Below are 21,214 nucleotides of genomic sequence, written 5' to 3' on the forward strand. Positions count from 1 at the left end.
TACACTCAACTGGGTGGTCTCCGTGCTCGCACCGCTGCTTATCGCCGCTGTCGTCTCCTCCGCGTGCGCGACCGGCGGCGGTCCGCAGGGTGCGGGCCGACAGCAGGCCGACGATCGCCACACCGAGGTGGAGTCGGTGGCGGTGGCCGATGACGGGACCGAGCGATCCGTGTGCAGATTCTGGTACGGGATCGGCGACTCACCCACCGACGCGGAGATCCGGGCGGATCACGATGTGGTGGTGCTCAACGCGTGGGAAACCGATCGGCTGCGTGAACTCAAGGAGATCGACCCCGACGTCGTCGTCCTGGTGTACAAGGACCTGTCGAGTACCCGCAGTTACAGCGGCGCCTACGACGACGGATCCGACGCCGAGAAGCTCGCGACGGGGATAGGTTTCGGCCGCGCCGAGACGGAGAACCCCGAGTGGTTCGCCCGGGACTCCTCGGGTCGCCGGATCGAGTGGGACCCGTTTCCGGGTCACTGGCAGATGACGGTCTGGGACGAGACGTACCAGCGCGCCTGGACCGACGCCGTGGTCGCGGAGGTCACGGCCGAGGGCTGGGACGGTGTCCTCGCCGACAACGCGCTGAACACGTTGTCGTACTACACGGACCAGGTGGTGGAAGGGACGTCGTCACAGGCGGAGACCGATGAACGTGTGCGCACCGGCATCGACGAGATGCTCCCCGTGGCCGGCACCGCGCTCAACGACGCCGGGAAGCTGCTCGTTCCGAACACCGCGGACTCGCGCATGTTCGACGGCATGTGGCTTTCCAACAGTCGCTTCGGCGGCGGGTTGGACGAGTTCTTCGCACGAAAGTCCGACGACGGGTCACTCATCACCTTCGACGGCCACCAGTGGGAGGAGATGATGGCCTCGGCGGCGGCCGGGGACCGTTGGCTGCTGCTCATCACCAACGAAGCCGGTCGGCGGGAGCAGCAGTCCGGGTTCGCGGCCGCCGCACTGTTGGCGGGCCCGCGGACCTGCTGGATGGCCACGGGCGATCCGTCCTATCGGTCACTGCCCGACAACCCCTGGCTCGACGCCGGCCTCGGGCAGGCCGTGGAGACCGCCGGACGGTCGGTGGACGGCGTGTGGACCAGGAGGTTTACTGGCGGCTGGGTCGCGCTCAACCCGACGGGACGGGCCGCCCCCGTGGTGGTGCCGGACGAGTTCCGTGACCGTGTGGACGAGGGTCTGCTCGAACCCGGCGAGAGCCTCGTGGTGATCAGATGAGCGTCTCGTAGAACCCGAGGTGGGCGGCGGCGGACCGCTCGACCGAGTACAGGCGTCGCGCCCGGTCGGCCAACGCACGTCCGAGGCGCCCCGGCTCGGGATCGGTGAGCAGTCGCACGAGCGCGACCTCGAGTGCCTCGACGTCGCCCGGTCGCGCGAGATAGGGGTAGCCGGGTACATCGAGCATCTCGGCGACGCCTCCCGTGTCGGTGGCGAGAACCGGCTTGGCGGCGCCCATCGCCTCGGCCACCACCAGCGGCTGCTGCTCCATCCGAGAGGGCAGGACGAGTGCGTCGTGAGCGGCCAGGAGTTCGGGCACGTCGGTCCGGTAGCCGAGGAACTCGACCCGGCCGGCCAGGACGGGGTGCGCTGCGAGCCGCTCGGCCTCGGGTCGGGCCGGGCCGTCTCCGGCGACGGTGAGGGTGACCCCGTCTCGGAGCACACCGGGGCGCTGCAGCGCGGTGAGCAGATCGACGAGCCCCTTGCGCTCCACGAGCAGCCCCACGAAGAGCAGGCGACGGACCGGCCCGACCGGTGGCGCGGCCTCGGGCAGAACGACCCCGTTGTCCAGATGGACGATCTGACCGAGAGGGATCCGTAGCCGGCGATGGAGAAAGTCGGCCATCGCGGTGGCGGGGACGACCGTGCGGGTCGACGCGGCGGCGGTGGCGGCGTCACCGGCGAGGACGGCGCGCGTGTACCGGGACGGTCCGATCGCACCCCGCTCACCACTGAACCACGGCTGCGTCACGTCGTCCGGTACGCCGTGGTAGGTCTGCAGTACCGCCCGGGGACCGCCGGGGATCCAGTGCATACCCGCGGCGACCAGTCCGGCGCGACGGTCCTGGGCGTGCACGATGGTCGGTCGCCAGCGCCGGAGGGCTGCCCTGGCCCGGCTCCGCGCGCGCAGGTCTCCCTTGCGGGGAACATCGATCGGATGGTGGATCTCGCGGACGGCCTCGCCGCCACGGGCGGGCGGGGGACCGAAGACGCCGACCGTGTGACCACCGAGGTCGGCGACCGCGAGGGCGAGTCGGGTGGTCACGTCGACGGGTCCACCACGGTCCTGTGTCAGTAGGTAAGCGATACGTGCCATGAGCGTCCCCTCCTCGTCGCGCGCCGACTCACCTTCGACCGACCAGTTCGGTCACCAGCGCGGCCATGTCGTCGGCGACCCGGCGCGTGTCGAACCGGGACACCGCTCGAGCTCTCCCGAGACGACCCTCCCGCGCCGCGAGTTCCCCGTCTCTGAGGCGGGCGGTGATCTCCCTGGCGAGTCCCGCGAGGTCGCCGACGTCGAGGACCGCGCCCGCATCGCCGATGCTCTCGCGCATGCCGCCACCGGCGAACGCGACGAGCGCTCGCCCGCTGGCCATCGCCTCGAGGGGCACCAGCGCCATGCCCTCGGCCCGGGACGGCGCGACGACGACGTCTGCAGCACACATGTAGAGGCAGGGGTTCGGACTGTCACCGATCCAGAGCACCGACGGGTCCGACGCGATCGGATGCTCGGCGAACAGCTCCTCACGCAACGGCCCGGCGCCGACGATCGCCAGTCGCGCACCGGGCACGTCGCGCAGCACCGCGGGCCAGGCGCGCAGCAGGTAGTCGTGTCCCTTGAGCGGCGACAGGCGCGCCACGCACACCGCGAGCGGGCCGTCCGGTATCCCCACCTCGCGGCGGGCGAGGTCGCGGTCGCCGGGACGGATGCGGTCGGTGTCGACACCGTTGGGGACGACGACGAGCCGCCCGTCGATCCCGGCGCGGACGCCCTGGAGGCACTCATCCGAGCTCACGCACACGATGGCGTCAGCCCACCGGGCGGCCAGTCTCTCCCAGAGCAGCGCGGGCCGGGCGGCGGCCCCGTCGTCGGCCTCGAAGGACCACAGGTGGGGCTGGAAGATGGTGGGGACCGCGCGCCCACGGACCGCGAGCCGCCCGGCCAATCCCGCCTTCGAGCTGTGCAGGTGGACCACATCGGGACGGACAGTGCGCAGGAGTGTCGCCAGCCGGACGATCTCGCCCGGGGTGCTCCGCCCGGGCGACCGGGTGGCCTCCCAGCGGTGCACCGACACCGGGCGATCGACGAGGCGCTCCGGCAGCCGGCCGGCCGACCCGGTGGCTACGTGCACGTCCCAGCCACGGGCCGCCTGGTCGGTGGCGAGGGCCTCGACGACGGCGGCCACCCCGCCGTCCACCGGTTGCGAGACATGCACCACCGCCGGGCGGCTCGTCGACGTACCTTGTGTCACCTGTTTCCCCTTTCAAGATCGATCTACCCGCGGCGGAGCCGTCTGAGATCCCCCAGGACGGCGCGGTTGGCCGCCCACGCGAGTGTGCAGAACACCACGATCAGAACGATCGTCTGGACCGCGGTCGACGCCCAGGAGACGGTCAGACCCACTCCCGCGGCCCGCAGTCCCGCGGCGGCCGCGACGCACCCGAGCACGGGGATCGACACACCGAGCACGGCGCGGCCCACGTCGACCATCCTCGGCGCCACCCCGGCACGACGCATCACGAGGTGTGCGGGAACGAGCAGCACGCCCGCCGCCATCAGTTGCGCCCAGGCCGCTGCGGTCACGCCCCGCCCGGTGAGGGTGAGGAGAAGGGTCGCACCGATGATCAGGTGTGACACCTCCAACAGCAGGTACAGGCGGAGCCAGCCGACGGCCCGGAGCGCCTCGTACCAGATCACCAGGACGCTGAATATCGCGCCGTAACCGCAGAGCACGATCAGGACCGGTGACGACGCCGACCACTGCTCGCCGAGGAGGACGATGCTGTCCGCCAGGAGGGCGGCGAGCACGTACGGGCCCGCGACGATCAGCAGGCTCGCGTGGGTGAACCGGCCGGTGGCGGCCGCGAGCTCGTGGCGACGGTCAGCCCGGATCAGGGTGGAGAAGACGGGGAACGCGACGGCTCCGAGCACGACGGCCACCATGATGTACGGCACCCAGGCGATCCGGAAGGCCAGCGAATAGACCCCGACGGCGTCCGGGCCGAGAATCCGTGAGATGATCGGGTAATCGATGCTGACCAGCACGTACGAGACCACGGCGGCCGGGCCGACCAGCTTGATCCATCCGATCGCCTCGCGGGCCACGGCGGTGTCCCACCGGAGCCTCAACCGGCTGCCCACCACGTACCCGAACACCGGCTGGAGGACCGCGGTGACGAGCATCCCGACAGCGAGCGAGTAGGGCCCGGCTCCCGCCGCCGCGAGTCCGACGGTGACGGCCGCGCCGAGCAGGGCGCTGCCGGCGTCCGGGAGCATCCGCCGCCGGAAGTCGAGAGTGCGGTGCATCAGCGCCATCTGCACACCGCCGACCGCGGTGAACGGCAGACCCACCGCCACTATCGCAATCAGCGGGGCGGACGCGGGGGCACCGACGAGATGCGCGATGGGGACGCACAACGCCACTCCGCCGACGGCCATGGCCAGCCCGGCCGACACCGACATGACGAGGACGGTGCCCGCCATCAAATTTTCGTCGCGGCTGGTACGGGCGATGACGTCGTAAACGCCCATCATCTGGATGACCTGACCGATGTTGACCAGGGACACCGCGACCGTGACGAGGCCGAGGTCGGCCTCGGTGAGGAACAGGGCGAGGACGATTGTGACCACCATCTGGCTGCCCTTGCTGGCGACGTTGACCAGCCCCAGCCAGAGTGAGCCCCGCGCAGCCCTGGCCGCCAGCGAGTCGGTCGCGGTCGTCTCCGACATGGCCGCCCCGACTCAGCGAGCGGTAGCGGAGGCCGATTCCCCCGCCACCGGCCCGTCAGACGTCGAGAGGTCGCCCCCCGGGTCGGTCGGGACCGTCGCGGCCGACTCGTCCGGCTCGCCATCGTCTCGCGTCTCCTCCGGGTCCGCGTGCTCGTCCGAGAGGATGACGGCGACGATCTCGCGGTGATCCGGCAGGCTGCCGATAGCAGCCCGGAGGGCCGCGGAGTCCGCCGAGCTGCGGGTAACGAGTCCCACGGCAATCCGGCGCTTGTCGGTGACCGGCGCGGGCTCCAGGGCGAGTTCGTCCGCCAGGCGTGCCGCCGCGTCGGCGAGCTGCGGTTCGGTCGCGACGAGACGCAGGGGTCTGGCCACGTTCTCGCGCAACAATCTCAGTTGCTCGAGACTGTCGACGGAGCCGTCGTCGGCGACCATCACCACGGGATGACCGATACCGGCGTCCTCGAGGAGCCGGCGCAGCCGACGGGCCGGTCGTGGCCACCACAGGGTCGCTGCGCCAAGCGCCGCGACCCCTCCGATCGCCCCGGCGACGACGGCGACGCCGAACCCCAGCAGCGGGTCCGGTGACGCGCGCCTCACGGTGGGCACCGGGTCGAGCACGCGCAGGCCCGCGGTCGGGGAGAGGAGCTCCGCCTGCACGAGCTCATCCGCGAGTTCGACGGCGAGACCGGCGGCGACCTCCGGATTCTCCGCGCGCACGGTGAGTCGCGCCAACCCCGAGGCGGGGACGAGCTCCACCGTGACGTCCTCGGCGATCTCGGTCGGATCCCCCGGGGCGCCCGGCACACGTTCGGCCGCGGCGGTGAGCACGGAGGCGCTGTGAGCCACCTCGATCACTGCGGGCAGCGAGTTGGCGACCACGACCCCGAAGTCCGCGGTCTCCGCTGTTGAGGGGGTCGCCTCGGGCACGGCCAGCAGGCCGATCCGGGCGTCGTACGCATCGCTCCGCACCAGCAGAGCCGCGGCCACGGCGAGAAAGACGATGAGCGCGGTCGCGAGCGCCGCCGCCACCCGCCTGGTCAGCCAGTGTGTCGTCGGTCGGTTCATGGGCAATCCCTTCCGGAGAGCAGGGACCTCAGGAGGTCGTCGTAGGAGCGCATCATGTCGTCGGGATCGTAGGAGTTCGCGATGGTAGCGAGTCCGTGCTCCGCTGCGCGATCGCGCGCTGCGACGTCGGTAAGCAACTCGCGCAGTGCCGAGGCGGTTCGCTGCGGATCGTTCCGCGGGACGAGACGACCCCCTCCCGCTCTCAACACCTCGCGGAGACCGTCGACGTCCGACGCGACGACCGGACGTCCTGCGGCGAGCGACTCGAGTACCGAGATGGGCAGGCCCTCCCAGTCACTGGTCAGAACCGTGACATCCGTGGCCGCGAGGAGGTCCCGGACGTCGGATCGGGGCCCGAGGAAGCGTATTCGGTCGCCGAGGTCGGCGGCCCGCTCCTGCAGTTCCGCCCGCAGTGAACCGTCGCCGGCCACGAGGAGAGTGGCGTCCACGTCGAGCAGCCGCCAGGCGTCGATGAGCACGTCGTGCCGCTTCTGCGGCTCGAGGCGAGCCAGACAGAGGGCCACGGCCTGGTCGGGAGGAATGCCCAGTCCGAGGCGGGCGGCGTGACGGTCCGCTCGCCCGGCCGGGGTGACCGCGTTTCGGATCACCCGCGGTACGGGGCGTCCTGCGCCGGCGGCGCTCAGACGATCGGCGATGACCTGGGCGACGGCGACTATCTGGTCGGCGCTGCACCGCAGCGCGCGCGCTGCCAGCCGGTAGTCGTCTCCCGCGACGCCGTGGAACACGGCGAGGACCGGCACACCTGGACGAGCGAGCCGCACGACCACGCTCGCCAGCACGTTGTGGGCGATCACCGCGTCGGGCCGGAACTCCTCGAGGGCGGCCCTGACCGCCCGGCGGCCACGGAGAACCGACGGTACCGACCTGGTGACCAGAGGCAGCTCATAGTGCGGGTGCCCCCGAGACGCGAGATCGTCCGCTCGCGACCCCCCGGACGAGGCGACCGCCGAGGTCCAGCCGAATCGGGCACCCCGGTCCACGAGCTCGACCACCAGGGACTCGGCCCCTCCGATACCCATCTCGTTGATGACATGCACGACGCGCATCGCTCACCCCCTCCCCGCAGCCGGATAGCGCAGGTGCAGAGCGCACGCGGCCGCGACAGCCGACCATAGGGAGATATAGTACTGCTCGGACAGGAAGATCGAGGCGACGATGACGGCCAGCAGACTCGCCTGGACCGCGACCACCGTGGTCCGGTCCGCCCCCCCGCGTAGCGCGAGCTCGGTCGAGACCAACGCGGTGACGATCACCGCGATGAACAGCAACAGGCCCAGACCTCCGAGCTCGGCTGCGACCTCCAGATACATGTTGTGGGTCACAGGGGTCTGTTCTGCTATCTCGGCGAGGCCGGACGCGGCGACGTACTCCTCACGGAACCCGCCCGGCCCGACCCCGAGCACCGGGTTCTCCGCGAGCATCCGTGCCGCCGCCTGCCATCGAATCATCCTGGAATCGACGTTGGAGCCGGCGATGTACTGCTTCTCGCCGAGCGCCGCGACGAGTGTGGAAGCAGCGACGGCGGCCGTCGCCGCAGCCGTGATCACGACCGCCGACCCCGCGAGGATCAGGGTGCGCATCGACATGGCTCCACGAGCGAGCAGCCAGATCACGGCCACAGCCGCCGCGACCGCACCGCCGCGCGAGAACGTCGCGGCCGCCCCGAGTGCGAGGATGCCGACACACCCGATCCGTACCAGGCCCCACCACCGGCCGCTCCTGCCCACCGTGACGACCAGCGGCAGGGCGGCGACCAAGACGTAGGCGAGGTCGTTGGGATCCTCGAGCGGACCCGTGGCCCGTTTCTCGCCCGACACCACGACGCTGACCAGCGCACCGCTGCCGGCGAGCACCGCTCCCACCACCGATGCCACCAGGACGGTGCGCACCCTGATCTCGCGGGCGAGAACATCGACGAGGACGGCGGTGATCGCGAGAAAGGGGATCCAGCGGACGGCGTACTGCAGGGTGAACGGTCCGGAGAGGTTGAGAGCCGTGCTGGCCAGGACCGTCGCGGTGAGCGCTGCGAGCAGGACGTGGACGGGGTGGAGGTTGCCCCGCGTTCTCGACCCCACCCTGAGCAGCAGCCAGGAGAGCAGGAGCAGGATGGCCGGGACCTTCGCGGCCTGCGGATGCACAGCGATCAGGGTCCCCTCGACCGCACCCGTGCCGACCGTCAGCACCGCCGCCACGAGGACCAGCCGCTCAACGGCTCGGAGCGCCCTAGATCGCACGCGGCCGGGGTCGCCGACCCCGGGACGTCCGCCTACCGGCGAGGGCCGGAGGACATCGACCACCGCCGGTCCCGGATCCGTGCGCGGACGCGCTGGTCGAGCCGGATGCGCACGCGGCACGGCATCGTCTCCTCGCGTCTGCGAAACGACCGTTCGGGGGTCGGGCGGTACCAGGCGACTATTGCAGACTAGGTCGCGGAGTGCACAATTCTTCACCAACTTCGACAAGTGTTGTATTGATTGAGCGTCTGAGATCGAACGACTGAGACAGTGTCCGCGCCGGCAACGGCGGATCGGGTCCTCCGATCGCCCCGCGACCCGGTACAGAAGGGAGCATTTCCGTGGTGGCCCATCCGTCCCCAGTCCCCGTGGCGTCTCGTTCCCGGGTCTCGATCGTTATCCCGTGCTTCAACTACGCCCGGTTCCTCGGCGCCGCGATCGACAGCGCTCTGGCCCAGCCCGGGGTCGACCTGGAGGTCATCGTCGCGGACAACTGGTCGACGGACGGCAGTGTCGACCTCGCTCGGCGGCGCGCGGCCACCGATGACCGCATCCGGGTGACCACTCAGCCGTACAACAAGCCGTACCTGCAGAACTACAACGAGGCGCTGGCGTCGACCACCGGAGAGTTCGTCACCGTGCTGGATGCGGATGACCTGCTCTCACCGGGTTCCATCACACGATCCGTGGCCCTGCTGCAGGCCTGCGGCGACCTCGCCTTTGTCTACGGTTACTGCAGGCCGTTCGAGGGCGTGCCCCCGGAGCCGCGACTCGGGCGCACCCGTTGGACGGTATGGGACGGAACGGAATGGCTGGGTCGCGTCATGAGGATGGGTCGCAATGTCATCCTGAGCCCGGAGGTGCTCCTGAGACGGTCGATTCTCGAGGCCGCCGGGGGGTTCGACACCGGGTTCCCGACGGGAGCAGACATGCTGCTCTGGCTGCGCTGCGCGGCCCTCGGCGGCGTGGGGCGGATAGACGGGCCGGACCAGGCGCTGTACCGGATTCACGAGTCGAACATGCACTACGAGGAGAGCGCGGGCCAGCTCCTCGACGACCTGAGATCCCGTGCCCACGTGTTCGAGCACTTCCTCGAGCACGACGCTCCGCCCCTGCCGGAGATCGACCGGTGGCGGGCAGACTACCGACGCGCTCTCGCCGGCTACGCGATGCGTAACGCGCACGAGGCGTTCGACCGCGGGACGGAAGCCGAGAGACGGGTGGGTGCCGAGTCTGCGGCCCTCGCGAAGGAGTGTCTTCCGGGCATCGTGAACCAGCGACGCTGGAAACGACTTATGAGACGACGAGGCGGTGACCATTCCCGCTGGAACCGGCGCATCGCCGTCACCACCCGGACGATTCGCCACCGTGGCGCGACGCTGTTGCGCAGGCGACTCGAAAGATAGCACCGCCCCGACCGGTTCCCCGTACTCGCGTCAGGAACCCCCGGCCCTCACTGAACCGTGGATGCCCGGCACGCTCGACGGCTCACGAAAGCCAGGAAACCCGTGGGGTCCGAGAGATCCGGCGTCACCGGTAGCGATTCCCGAGGCAGGCCGGGGCACCACCGGACGACGGGGGCGGTTCTCAGTACCACTCGGTCGCGACCGTGGTCCTTGGCCCAGTACACACAGCGGTCGGCGTGATGGGCGAGCTCGTCGATGATCTCCGAGACGTTGGGAAGCCCCTCGTACGTCATCTCGACGCGGGCGAACACGGCGCCCACGCTCACCGTCACCTGTCCCTGCTCCGCGACAGCGGCGCGGATCCGCGCAGCCGCCGCGCTCAGGTCTGCGATGCTGTCGACGCCGCACAGCACCACGAACTCCTCTCCGCCGAACCGACCGACCAGGCTGGAGGGCGGAGCGGAGGCCGCGATGGTGTCCGCGGACTTCACGAGTACCCTGTCGCCCGCGGCGTGGCCACGATTGTCGTTGACGGTCTTGAAGTGGTCGATATCGATGAAGAGGAAACCGATCGCCGAACCGCTTCGACGGCAGTGATCGAACACCTGGGAGTGTCGCTTTATCAGTCCCCGGCGGTTCAAGACGCCGGTCAGCGGATCGGTCTCGCCGAGGGAGGTGACCTTCTCCACGGCGGACTCCAGCGAGCTCCTCAGGACCGCCACCATGAAAACCGGCACCGATACGGTGAGGATCGAGGCTCCGGCGGCGACCATCCGGGCGGCGGTGGAGGTCGACCAGTAGAGCGAGTGCGACACCGCCAGCACGATCGCCACGAGCACGAAGAGCAGCGTCACCCGGCGGGTCGACGCCATCGCGGCGATGGCCGGAATCGCGGATAACAGTGCGACGATCGCTGGAGCCGCAGCCGGATCGGTCACCACGAAGGCGGAGATGGCGACCCCCACCATTCCCCCGAAACCGATCACCGTGAATTGCCGGTCGCTCAGGCGACCGACGCACAGGGTGAAGGCGAACGAGAAAGTCGTATAGATCCATACCGCGAACAGAGCCGGCATGGCACCGGAGCGGATGAAACCCGGGCTTCCGAATGCGAAGATAGGCAAGACGAACGCCCCACTCGTGCTCACCAATACGGCTGTGGAGCGAGCATCGAATCGTTTCCCTAGTGCCGCGCTCATGGGCCGAGTGTAGACCGGAGGCGTCCCTATGAGGATTGTCAATGCTCTGGCCGCGGTTTCGCTAGCCCAAGCGGCGGCCGACATCTGGCCTGACTTCCACAAGTTGACGCTGTTCTAGGGATCGGGATTGCGGTTTTCGCTGGTAGGGCGAGTTCGGGGCTGGCGTTTGTGACACTAAACGGCCCGGTAGGTTGGGCCTGTGGGGCTGAAATTTCGGAAGGTGCCGACGGGGTCGGGGGCCACGGGCGTGCAGTTGGTCGAGTGGGTAAGCGGCCGGTTGGTGGTGCGCGAGCACCTCGGTTCGGCTCACACCCCCGGCGAGTTGGCGGCGTTGATCGAGGTCGCCAAGCAGCGCATCCAGGGCGATCAGCAGGCGTTTGACCTGGAGTTGAGCGAGCGCGGCGCCGCGGTGATCGATGTGCCGGCAGCGACAGCCGCGCGGATCCAGCAGTCCACGGCGCGGATCTTGTGGCAAGGATTGACCGGTACGTACTCCAGGCTGGGCTTTGACGTGGTGGGCGATACGGTGTTCCGCGACTTGGTGCTGTGCCGTGCGGTGGAGCCGACCAGCAAGTTGGACTCGGTTCGGGTCCTGGGCGAACTGGGGACGAAACCACCGCACGTCAACACGCTCTACAACTGTCTACAGCGAGTGGTCGGCCGGGACTACCGCGCGCTGATCGCCACCGCCTGCTGGGCCCACGTCAACCGCGCCGGGGGCCCCGGTGTCGCGTTGGTGCTCTACGACTTGACCACCTTGTACTTCGAGGCAGAAAAAGAAGATGACCTGCGCAAAGTCGGTATGAGTAAAGAGCGCAAGGTCGACCCGCAGATCACCGTCGGCTTGCTGGTGGCCCGGGACGGGTTCCCGCTGGACGTGCACGTCTTCGAGGGCAACAAGGCAGAGACCAAGACGCTAATCCCGGTCATCACGGCCTTTCAGAAGCGCCACCAGATCAGCGACATGGTCGTGGTAGCCGATGCCGGCATGCTGTCGGCGGCCAACCTCAATGCGCTGGAAGATGCGGGCCTGTCGTTCATCGTCGGCTCCCGCACCTCCAAGGCGCCCAAGGAGCTTGAGGACCACTTCGGCCGCCGCGGCAACCTGATTGCCGACGACGGCGTCGTGGAGCTGATCCGCCCAATGGGACAGGGCCGGGACCGGCGAGACCGGCGGGTGGTGTGGCACTACAAATGGGAGCGGGCCAAGCGAGACCGGCGGACGCTGAACGCGCAGATCGACCGCGCCCAACGCGTCGCCGACCGGGCAGAACCACTCAAGAAGCAGCGGTTCGTCAAGGTCACCGAACAGAAGGTCATCCTGGACGAGACCTCGATCCAGCGGGCCCGCGAATCTGCAGGTTACAAGGGGTATGTCACCAACATCGCCCCGGCCGCGATGGACGGCCATGCCGTCGTGGCGGCCTATCACGACCTCTGGAAAGTCGAACAGTCCTTCCGCATGGCCAAGGCCGACCTGAGGGCCCGGCCGATCTTCCACCGCACCCGCGACGCGATCGAAGCTCACCTGACCGTCGTGTTTGCCGCCCTGGCCGTGGCCCGGCACCTGCAGGACGTCACCGGCATGTCGATCAAGAAGATCGTCACCACCCTGCGGCCCCTGCGCACGGTCACCGTCGCCATTGGCGACCACGAAATGCTCGTCGAACCCACAATCCCGGACGCTGCGCGAGCCGTCATCGACGCGATCAATGCAGGGTGACACTAAAACTTGTGGAAGTCAGGTCTGGGGCGGTGAGGTGGGTTCGCGGTAGAACTCGCGGTTGGTCAGCATGGCGTAGATGACGTTGCTTCGGCGGCGCGCGAGGCACATCACGGCGGCGTTGTGCTTCTTGCCCTCGGCGCGTTTGCGCTGGTAGTTAGCCCGAGAGGGGCCATGGCAGTTGCTGGCGATCCAGGCGCTGCGGAACATGGCGTTCTTGAGGCGCTTGTTGCCGCTGCGAGCGGGGAACTCGCCCTTGATGGAGGTGCCACTGCGTCTGGTGACCGGTGCGATGCCGGCGTAGGCGGCCAGGTGTGAGGCGGAGGCGAAGTCGCTGCAGTCGCCTACTGCGAGCAGGATGTTGGAGGCGGTCTTGATGCCGATGCCGGGCATCGAGATCAAGACCTCGGCAAGAGGGAATTCATCGAGCATCCCCTCGACTTTGCCAGCGATGGTCTCGCGTTGTTGTTGTAGGGCTTTGATGTTTGCGGCGAGCTGCGGAATGACCAGTTCCGCGGCGTCGGTTCCGGGCACAGTGACCGTCTGTTCGGCCAGCGCTGCGAAGATGCGGTCGATGAGCTCGACGGGGTCCTTGCGAGACCTGTTTCGTGCCCATTTGAGCACTCGGCCTCGGCCGGCCGCGGCAAGCTTGGTGGGCCCGCCGTAGTGGATGAGCAGGTCCAACACGATGGTTCGTGCCAGGATCTCGCCTACGAACACCCGCTCGAGTGCCGGGTGGATCTGCGTCAGGACACTGCGCAGCCGGTTCTTAGCCCGGGTGCAGTCGCGGGCGATGTCATCGTCGAACCCGGCGAGCATTTTCAAGGCTGAGAGCACCTCGTCGTCGCGGTCAACCGCTCGCAGCGTGTGAGGCATCGTGCGGGCCGTGTCGGCGATGATGAACGCATCTCGGGCATCGGTCTTTGCCCGGCCTGGGTACAGATCTGCGGCTTTGCGCATCGCGAGCCCCGGAAGGTAGGCGACCTGGCAGCCGCAGTCTCGGGCGACGGCGATGGCGAGGGCGCCGATCGTGTTGGGCTGATCGACAATCATCAACACGCGCCCGTGCTGCTGCAGACCGACGAACACCTCGCGCAGCGCGGCTTCGTCTTGGACCAGGGGTTTGTCGTAGAGGCAGGAGCCGTCCTCGGCGAGAGCGCATGCGTGATGGGCGCTCTTGCCGACGTCCAGTCCCACGTACACGGCGTAGTTCTCGGACATGGCGATACTTCCCTTCTGAAGTATCCCTGCTGGTCACCGTCTTGACACCCGATGCCGACACCCACGCCTGCGAAGAGACCTCACCCGAAGGTGGGCCGCGTCCCTATCAGCGGTCAACGCGTGTCTCTCGAGCGGGTGGCAACACCCCCGGACCATCGATGGCAGGGCAAGAAAGCCATGCCCACTCGAGCGACCAGACCTCCGACCACCGGAGGTCCAATAACGATCACGGGCGTCGCCGGTGCTAACGTCCCGCCAACTTGCTATCACCGACAACATCGAATGTTATAAGACAGCGGCTTCTGGACTCACTGTCCAACAGAAATCCTCGGTAGTAACGTCGGGTACGTCACATACCCCCACTATGACAGGCGAGGCCCATTCCCTCAGGGTCCTTTTGTCACCTCGCCTAACCGGCCTAACCAAGGAGCCCTCATGAGCGCATCGCCGCTTCTCTCGACAACCCGTCCACTGACACCAATTTCGCAGCCGGTAATGCATCGGGGTGGTGTGACACTTGTCCTGGCCACCCCCGCTGCGGCGCCAGTCCTCTGGGAAGAGTACTTGAACGGGGCTCGTGCCACCTATGCGGGTCACGGAGTGTCGGCGGCCCTATCGTACGACGAGGTGATCGGCGGTGAGACCACGGCATTGTTCTACGCGGCCCTGGATCACACCGGCACAGTGGTCGGCGGAGTTCGAGCCCAGGGGCCCTATATCAGTTACCACCAGTCGCACGCGCTGTTGGAATGGGCGGGGCAACCGGGCCTGGACCTGGTCGCCGACTCGATCGGTCGCCGTCTGCCGGAAGGCGTGGTGGAAATGAAGACGGCGTGGACGGCACCGGGCTCGACGGCCGCGGCCGTCGCCTCCCTTCTGCCCCGCACCGCCCTGCCCACCATGCACTTCACGGGGGCGCGGTTCATCCTGGCCACCGCAGCCGACCACGTGCTGCGGAGATGGGAGATGTCCGGCGGACGCGTGGCCGAGCACATCCCGCCGTCGCCCTACCCGAACGACAAGTACCAGACGAGTCTGATGTGGTGGGACCGCGCGCGACTCCACCTGGACGCGGAGCCGGAGGTGTACCGGAAAATGCTCCGGGACACCGCCGCGGTCGCGGACTCGGTGTCGGTCGGTGACTGACCTAGTGGACGTGTCACACGGCATCGAGCCCCACCGGGCAGAGATCATCGACCAACGCGATCCGGACCAAGCCGATCGTCTCGCGTACCTCAACTCGATGTGCGCGACCGTGGTGGATCACACGGCGGGCCAGATCGAGGCGCTCGCCGCACTCGCGGGGTCGTCCGACAACGACTGTCACGACACCCGATGGGTGTACTACCCGTGGAGGTCACACCTGGTCAGGGTGCTGGCGCCGGCTGGCTTCCACCGCCTGCGGCTCGACCGGAACCGTAACAAGATCACCTCGGAGGAGCAGGTGAGGGCGCGGGCTCTCAGTATCGGCGTGGTGGGCCTGAGCGTGGGCCACGCCGTCGCCCACACGCTGGCCCTCGAGGGCCTGTGCGGACGGCTACGACTCGCCGACTTCGACCGGATGGAGTTGTCCAACCTCAATCGCGTGCCGGCGACGGTCCTCGACATCGGGGTGAACAAGGCGGTGGTCGCGGCCCGGAGGATCGCCGAGCTGGACCCGTACCTCGAGATCGAGGTGGAGCCGGACGGGATCACCGAGGACAATTTCGACTCGTTCCTCGACGGTCTGGACCTGGTGGCAGAGGAATGCGATTCCTTCGACGCGAAGGTGCTGATCCGGGATCGGGCTCGAGCCAGGGGCATTCCCGTTCTCATGGAGACCAGCGACGGCGGGGTACTCGATGTGGAACGGTTTGATCTGGAGCCTGGGCGGCCACTGTTCCACGGACGCGTGGGGGAACTCGACCGCGATTCGCTGGCCTCGTTGACCACCGAGCAGAAAGTCCCGCTGGCGCTGGAGATCCTGGACGGATCCCGGATCACGGCCAGGATGGCCGCGTCAGCTCTGGAAGTGGGCCGGTCCCTGACCACCTGGCCACAGACGGGCGGGGACGTGGCACTGGGCGGTGCGAGCGTCGCCGCCGCCGTCCGGCGGATGGTGCGCGGACAACCGCTGTGCTCCGGCCGTATCCGGGTGGATCTCGACACGGCGCTCGACGGGCTCCGACCGGAGACCGACGCTCCCGCCACCCCTACGGCCGACGGCGTCGCCCCGCGAGAGACGGCCATCCGCCCGAGGGATCCTCGCGAAGTCGCACGAGACGAGGATACGCTCGGGACCGTGCTCTACGCCGCTTCGCGGGCTCCGTCATACGCCAACTCGCAGCCCTGGCGCTTCGGCCTAGCGGACGGGACCCTCGAGATCCGCGACGCCGCCGGTGCCGGCGCGCCGGTCGACCTGGCGGGCCGTTCGACGTCGGTCGGACTCGGGGCTGCGTGGTTCTCCGCCGCGACCGCGGCCCGCGCGGTCGGTCTACGCGGGACGGCGACGTTTCGAGGCGTGTCCGACGACCCACGCCTCGTCGTCGACCTGACTCCCGCGCTGGACCCTCGGCCCGAGGAACCCGATGGGCGGGGCGGGCTGGAGTCCCTGCTGGCCCGGCACACCTGCAGGATCCCGGGCGACGGCTCCTCGCTCACCCGCGAGGAGGTGGCCGCCGCTCTGGACCGTCCGACCGCCGACGCGCCGGGGGACGAGGCGCCACCGCGTGTACTGCTGCTCGACGATCCCGCTGAACGGTCGCAGTTGGCGGCGCTGCTGGGCGGAGCCGAACGCCTCCGCTTTCTCACGCCCCAGCTGCACGCGGACTGGGTCGCGCGGCACCCCCGCCACCCGGAACCCACCGGCGTCCCCGAGTCGGAGCTCGCCCTGGCCCCCGGGCAGGTCCCGATGCAGACCATCCTGCGTCGACCCGAGGTGATGGCGTGCCTGCGCGAATGGGATGCGGGCTCCGCTCTGGGCGCCGACGTCGCCGCGCGGGTGGGCTCGGCGTCCGCCGCAGCGGTGGTCTTCGCGACTGATCAGTCACCACGCGCCCATATCCGTGCCGGCTGGGTCGGAACGGACCTGTGGGTGCGGGCGACCGCGGCAGGACTGGCGGTGCACCCATTGACGCCGATCTTCCTGCACGCGGTGTCCCAGACCGATCACGCCGTTCTGGCCCCGCACCATGCGGATGAGCTGGGCGAGCTCGCCGAGCAGTTCCGACAGCTCGCCCGTCCGATCGACTGCGAGGTCCCCGCGATGCTCCTCTTGTTGTCCCACGCCCCGGCCACCGGACCGGTGAGCCGTCGCCGAGGCGTGGCGGATCTTCTCGACTGAAGACGAACCGCGTCAGGCTCCTGTTCTGGCGACAACGGCCCGGACGGTGAGCAACAGGACCTTGATGTCGAGCCAGATCGACCAGTTCTGGATATAGAAGTTGTCGTAGAGAGCCCGGTCGGTGATGCTCGTGTCTCCTCGGAGCCCGTTTACGGCGGCCCACCCGGTGAGTCCGGCCGTCACCCGGTGGCGGTCACCGTAGGACGGCACGGTCTGGGCGAACTGCTCGACGAAGTGCGGACGCTCCGGCCTGGGCCCCACTAGGGACATGTCCCCGCGAACGACGTTCCACAGTTGTGGTAGCTCGTCGATCGAGGTGGTGCGGAGGAATCGCCCGAGTGGGCTGATCCTGTCCTCGGGATGCCAGGCGGTGTCGGACGCCTCGGCGTCGACCGGGCGCATCGTCCGGAACTTGTAGAGCAGGAACTCGCGTTCGTCGCCGCCCACCCCGGACCTGGCGGAACAACACTGGTTCTCCGGGGCTGGTCAGCTTCACGGCCAGCGCGGTGACGGCAAGCAGTGGGGCCAGCAGTATCAGGGAGGTACCGGCGACCGTCACGTCGAAGACCCGCTTGGCATGCCAGTACCAGGTGCGATGAATGTGTCGCCGTACCCGGATGAGGGGGATGGTGTGGATCCGGTCCATGTCGGAGTTGAGGTGAACGAACTCGAACAGGCGAGGGACCAGAAAAATCTCGCAATCCAGCTGGTCGCACTGGCGCAACGGTGAGACCAGCAACGAGTCCGGCGCATTGCGGAACGCCACGATCACGGTCTGCACGTCCAGTTCCCTCACCACCTCGTGGAGAGGTCTGTCGAGGATGGGGACCGGCAACTGATCGGCGCCCAGCAGGGGATCGGAGTCGACGACTGCCACCGGCGTCAGGCCCAACTCGGGGAATCGATAAATGCTCTCGAGTAACTCCAAGGCGACCAGACCGCCGCCGACGATGACGGTCCGTCGCCGAGCGCCCACGGAACGCCGACGAAGGTGACGAAGCGCCGAGTAGTACAGGGCACGGATGACGAACAGCGACAGGAACACGCAGCCGATCTTGAGCAGAAGTGCACGTATGGAGTCGTCGCCCCCGAGCGCGAACTCCACCACCAGTGACCCGACTAGTGCGCTCCCGGCGAGCCTGGGCGCATCATTGAGCACGGACAGGGTGATGAGCGATCGGTAGTTCCCCGTGAGCTCCACGGCCAGGGCCACCGCGAAGGTGGCCGCGACGGCTTCGAGTACGGTTCCAACGAAGGCGGCCATCACCACGGCGAGGACCATAGTATCGAGCGCCAAGAGAACGAAGTCGGTCCGTGTCCGCGTGAGGCGCACACGTTCGATCGGTTCCGCCATGACGGCAGTGCGGTTCGAGCTCACGGCATCTTCTCCACTCGCCGGGCCTGGACGTCGATCTCACCTGTGCTGCGTATCCGGCGCAGCTGACTCTCGCGGCAGAACCTCGAGTTGAGGTCGTCGGCGGGAACACCGGCGTGCGCGTAGAGACGGTGTATCTCGGCGACACCATCAGCGATTCCCCTTGTGGCCCTGAAGCCGAGGATTCGATGAACAGCCCCGAAGTCGGTCGGACAGGCCACCGGGTCTGACGTGACCGGGCCCGTGGAATTCACAGTGGCACCGGGTATCTCGTCACGCACCGCCGACGCGATATCGGCCTGCGAGACGGTGGTGGTTTTACTTCCGACGTCGAGGACGGTACCGCGTATGAACTCGGCAGTTGCGGCGAGACACCGGAGAAGCGCGTCAGCGACATCGAGGACATGCACCATCGACCGCCGGGCATTACCATTCTCCGCGACCGAGATCTCGCCCCTGGCCACGGTGACACCCACCATCCGATTGAGAAGCGTGTCGGAGCGATATTTGGGTGAGGCACCGAAGATGTCAGCTAGACGGAGAAGCACGGGAACAAACGACGAATCCGCGAGTGCTACCACCTGCTTCTCGACCCCGGCGCCGGCCGGGGCGCACGAGGAGAGCGGATGATCGGGGGCTGATTCGCCCACCCGTGTTCGGTCCGCCCTGGCGTGGGGCAGACAGGCGGAAGCAACGATGAGGCGCGCCACTCCCGCCTCTCTGGGCGCTTTAGCCAGGCGGATCGCAGCGAGATAATTGATCTGATGCGCGACCCGTGAAACATCAAGGTTGTCCGGCAGGGGGGACAACGTAGCCAGATGGATCACCGCGTCGAATCCCGTGAGGTCCGCGGTGGTGACGTCGCGGATATTGGACGCGAGTCTCGGGGGGGTCCGGCGTTCCCGACCCCAGGACACACCCCGCGAAGAGGCCCTGTCGAAGCCGGTGACCTCGTGACCCGCCGCGGACAGTTCCTGGGCGACCACGGTGCCCACGTAGCCCTGGCTACAGGTGATCATGACCTGCATTCAACCCTCCGACCCGTGAGGGCGAGACGAGGACCTTCATCGTACCTGGGATGCGGGTGGGTGGTGACCCGGGCCCGCTACGCGAGTGCTCCGCCGCTCGCTCCCCGGATGGTCTCTTCCTCGTGACGCTCATTGCCATCGAGATGACCTTATCCTGATCTGAATGGTCGTTCCACGTGAAACGAACTTCGAGTGGCAGGTCCGTCGACTGGTCACAACGTCGACACGGCGGCCACCCGCTTCCCGGGCGAACGTGAACGGATGTGACTTCGCGACGGCGCCGCCGGGCGGCGAGCCACGCCGACGCGGGCTCCCTGTCAGGCGAGAGCGATATCGGGCGCAGCCGCCGGTCGGCTGAAGTAGTAGCCCTGCGCATGGGTGAAACCCAAGTCCTTCAGCAGCGGAAGCTGATCCTCGCTCTCGACCCCCTCCGCCACGGTGTCGATCCCCAGGGCACGCGAGATGTCACAGATGGCCTCGACTATGCTCCGCAGGGACTTCTGATCCATGAGTGAGGAGATCAGCGATCGATCGATCTTCACGACGCTGATCGGCAGGTCGGCGAGGTACCGCAACGCAGCGAACCCGGTGCCGAGATCATCCACGCAGATCGTGCATCCCAACTCGGCGAGCGCCTCGATGGTCCGGACCGCGGGCGAGGCGAACTTGATGAGATCCTGCTCGGTGATCTCGACCCAGATGGCGGAGGGATCGATTTCGAATTCGGCCAACAGGCGTTCGATATGGGGAAGCAGTACGGGATCGGACAATTGTCGGGCGGAGAAGTTGACCGCCACGAAGAACGACTTGGAGGACGTGCACTCGTTCCATCGGTCGAGCTGCTTCAACGCAGCCGAGATCCCCGCCTTGCCGATGGGAAGGATCAGCGACGTCTCCTCCGCCGCCTCGAGGAACTCGCCCGGCGCGAGAAGCCGGTCGCCCGCCCGCCACCGCAACAGGGATTCGTAGCCCAGCACCTCTTTCGAATCCAGGCTGACGATGGGCTGGTAGTGCATCTCGAAGTCTGTGTCGACCGCCTTGGCTATCGCGGTCCGGAGCTCTACTTCTCGCCGGAGTTCTGAGAGAAGCGCGCTGTCGGCCTCATGGCAGTGCACGCCGGTATTGATCGCGATGTGAGCCGCCCCCAGGGCGGCCTCGGACAGAATTTTCGGGTCTGAATCACCGAATCTCGCTGCGGTGGCGAGCCCAACCCGGGATTGGACGAAGAACTCTCGGCCGTCGACGCTGACCGGCCGGCTGAGGCGGTCGATCGTCGCCGCCGTCATATCTTCGGCGGCCACGACGGCGGCATCGAACAGCACCACCAGAACCTGGTCGGGCGGGCCGGAGGACACCCTGGCCCGGTCGCCGAGTTCGCTCCGCACCGCGTCCAGCGCGGCCGAATAGACCGCTCGGGCGGTGGCGAAGCCGAGGGAGGGGATCAGCACGCCCGAGTGATCCAGCGAGATCGCGATGACACCGGGCTCAGTGGGACGAGAGCGGGCGCCAGTACCGGTGACGGCGGTAAGATCGTCCATCAAAAGCTCCCGTCAGTTCTCTTCCGGACACGCTCACCCTGCAGGTTGAAGGCTCATCACTCGTGAAGCCCAGACCGACCGCCGCTCCTTGACGAGCGGACCGCTCTGGCTG

16 protein-coding genes and 1 pseudogene are annotated in these 21,214 nt (G+C 68.1%); 5 read left to right on the plus strand and 12 right to left on the minus strand.

The genetic code is table 11. The features are described 5' to 3' along the window. The first annotated feature begins 13 nt into the window (after nt 1-13). The gene (locus tag OVA21_RS15835) at nt 14-1,240 is read left to right on the plus strand and encodes a putative glycoside hydrolase (RefSeq protein WP_240341477.1); all 1,227 of its coding nucleotides are present in this window, start codon (nt 14-16) and stop codon (nt 1,238-1,240) included. On the opposite strand, the gene OVA21_RS15840 is transcribed toward OVA21_RS15835, so the two are convergent. The 6 genes from OVA21_RS15840 to OVA21_RS15865 are packed head-to-tail and all read right to left on the minus strand — an operon-like array spanning nt 1,233 to nt 8,290. Further along, complete coding sequence (locus OVA21_RS15840; RefSeq protein WP_163376724.1) at nt 1,233-2,336, minus strand: glycosyltransferase family 4 protein; 1,104 nt, start codon at nt 2,334-2,336, stop codon at nt 1,233-1,235. The genes OVA21_RS15835 and OVA21_RS15840 overlap by 8 nt on opposite strands. A 28-nt stretch (nt 2,337-2,364) precedes the next feature. After that, a complete protein-coding gene (locus OVA21_RS15845; RefSeq protein ID WP_268092816.1) occupies nt 2,365-3,492 on the minus strand; it encodes a glycosyltransferase family 4 protein in 1,128 nt (375 codons plus the stop codon). Between the two features lie 23 nt (nt 3,493-3,515). Further along, nucleotides 3,516-4,970, minus strand: a complete 1,455-nt coding sequence (locus OVA21_RS15850) for an oligosaccharide flippase family protein (protein ID WP_096906434.1) — start codon at nt 4,968-4,970, stop codon at nt 3,516-3,518. A 12-nt stretch (nt 4,971-4,982) separates the two neighbouring features. After that, nucleotides 4,983-6,035: a hypothetical protein gene (locus OVA21_RS15855; RefSeq protein ID WP_268092817.1), complete on the minus strand. Its 1,053-nt coding sequence runs from the start codon at nt 6,033-6,035 to the stop codon at nt 4,983-4,985. Further along, nucleotides 6,032-7,102, minus strand: coding sequence for a glycosyltransferase (locus OVA21_RS15860; RefSeq protein WP_096906432.1), 1,071 nt, complete (start codon nt 7,100-7,102; stop codon nt 6,032-6,034). The genes OVA21_RS15855 and OVA21_RS15860 overlap by 4 nt, the downstream gene beginning before the upstream one ends. Before the next feature lie 3 nt (nt 7,103-7,105). Beyond that, complete coding sequence (locus tag OVA21_RS15865; RefSeq protein ID WP_240341475.1) at nt 7,106-8,290, minus strand: O-antigen ligase family protein; 1,185 nt, start codon at nt 8,288-8,290, stop codon at nt 7,106-7,108. 368 nt (nt 8,291-8,658) lie between these two features. Between OVA21_RS15865 and OVA21_RS15870 the strand changes: the two genes are divergently transcribed. Next, nucleotides 8,659-9,696 carry a glycosyltransferase family 2 protein gene (locus OVA21_RS15870; protein WP_268092818.1) on the plus strand — a complete coding sequence of 346 codons (1,038 nt, stop codon included), beginning with the start codon at nt 8,659-8,661 and terminating at the stop codon, nt 9,694-9,696. 47 nt (nt 9,697-9,743) lie between these two features. Here OVA21_RS15870 and OVA21_RS15875 read toward each other — a convergent pair whose 3' ends face one another. Further along, nucleotides 9,744-10,772, minus strand: coding sequence for a GGDEF domain-containing protein (locus tag OVA21_RS15875; protein ID WP_268092819.1), 1,029 nt, complete (start codon nt 10,770-10,772; stop codon nt 9,744-9,746). A 322-nt stretch (nt 10,773-11,094) separates the two neighbouring features. On the opposite strand from OVA21_RS15875, the gene OVA21_RS15880 reads away from it, so the two are divergent. Beyond that, on the plus strand, nt 11,095-12,618 hold the full coding sequence (locus OVA21_RS15880) for an IS1634 family transposase (RefSeq protein ID WP_442778938.1): 1,524 nt from the start codon (nt 11,095-11,097) through the stop codon (nt 12,616-12,618). Between the two features lie 18 nt (nt 12,619-12,636). Here the strand turns inward: OVA21_RS15880 and OVA21_RS15885 are convergent, their stop codons facing one another. After that, nucleotides 12,637-13,839 carry an IS110 family transposase gene (locus OVA21_RS15885; protein ID WP_268092821.1) on the minus strand — a complete coding sequence of 401 codons (1,203 nt, stop codon included), beginning with the start codon at nt 13,837-13,839 and terminating at the stop codon, nt 12,637-12,639. A gap of 600 nt (nt 13,840-14,439) precedes the next feature. Here OVA21_RS15885 and OVA21_RS15890 point away from each other — a divergent pair. Then, complete coding sequence (locus tag OVA21_RS15890) at nt 14,440-14,985, plus strand: hypothetical protein (RefSeq protein WP_268092822.1); 546 nt, start codon at nt 14,440-14,442, stop codon at nt 14,983-14,985. Further along, nucleotides 14,978-17,161 carry an Rv1355c family protein gene (locus OVA21_RS15895; protein WP_096906428.1) on the plus strand — a complete coding sequence of 728 codons (2,184 nt, stop codon included), beginning with the start codon at nt 14,978-14,980 and terminating at the stop codon, nt 17,159-17,161. The genes OVA21_RS15890 and OVA21_RS15895 overlap by 8 nt, the downstream gene beginning before the upstream one ends. A 12-nt stretch (nt 17,162-17,173) precedes the next feature. On the opposite strand, the gene OVA21_RS15900 is transcribed toward OVA21_RS15895, so the two are convergent. From OVA21_RS15900 to OVA21_RS15915, 4 genes and pseudogenes are all read right to left on the minus strand, one after another. Further along, on the minus strand, nt 17,174-17,563 hold the full coding sequence (locus OVA21_RS15900) for a sugar transferase (protein ID WP_268092823.1): 390 nt from the start codon (nt 17,561-17,563) through the stop codon (nt 17,174-17,176). 88 nt (nt 17,564-17,651) lie between these two features. Then, nucleotides 17,652-18,515 (minus strand): annotated as a pseudogene (locus OVA21_RS15905) (sugar transferase); the annotation flags it as partial. A 20-nt stretch (nt 18,516-18,535) separates the two neighbouring features. Further along, entirely contained in the window at nt 18,536-19,564 is a 1,029-nt protein-coding gene (locus tag OVA21_RS15910) for an NAD-dependent epimerase/dehydratase family protein (RefSeq protein WP_096906426.1), read from the minus strand. A gap of 317 nt (nt 19,565-19,881) precedes the next feature. Then, entirely contained in the window at nt 19,882-20,889 is a 1,008-nt protein-coding gene (locus tag OVA21_RS15915) for an EAL domain-containing protein (protein ID WP_268092824.1), read from the minus strand. Nucleotides 20,890-21,214 lie beyond the last annotated feature (325 nt).

It is taken from the genome of Dietzia sp. SL131, from assembly GCF_026672565.1.
In the GTDB taxonomy this organism is placed as follows: Bacteria; Actinomycetota; Actinomycetes; order Mycobacteriales; family Mycobacteriaceae; genus Dietzia; species Dietzia kunjamensis.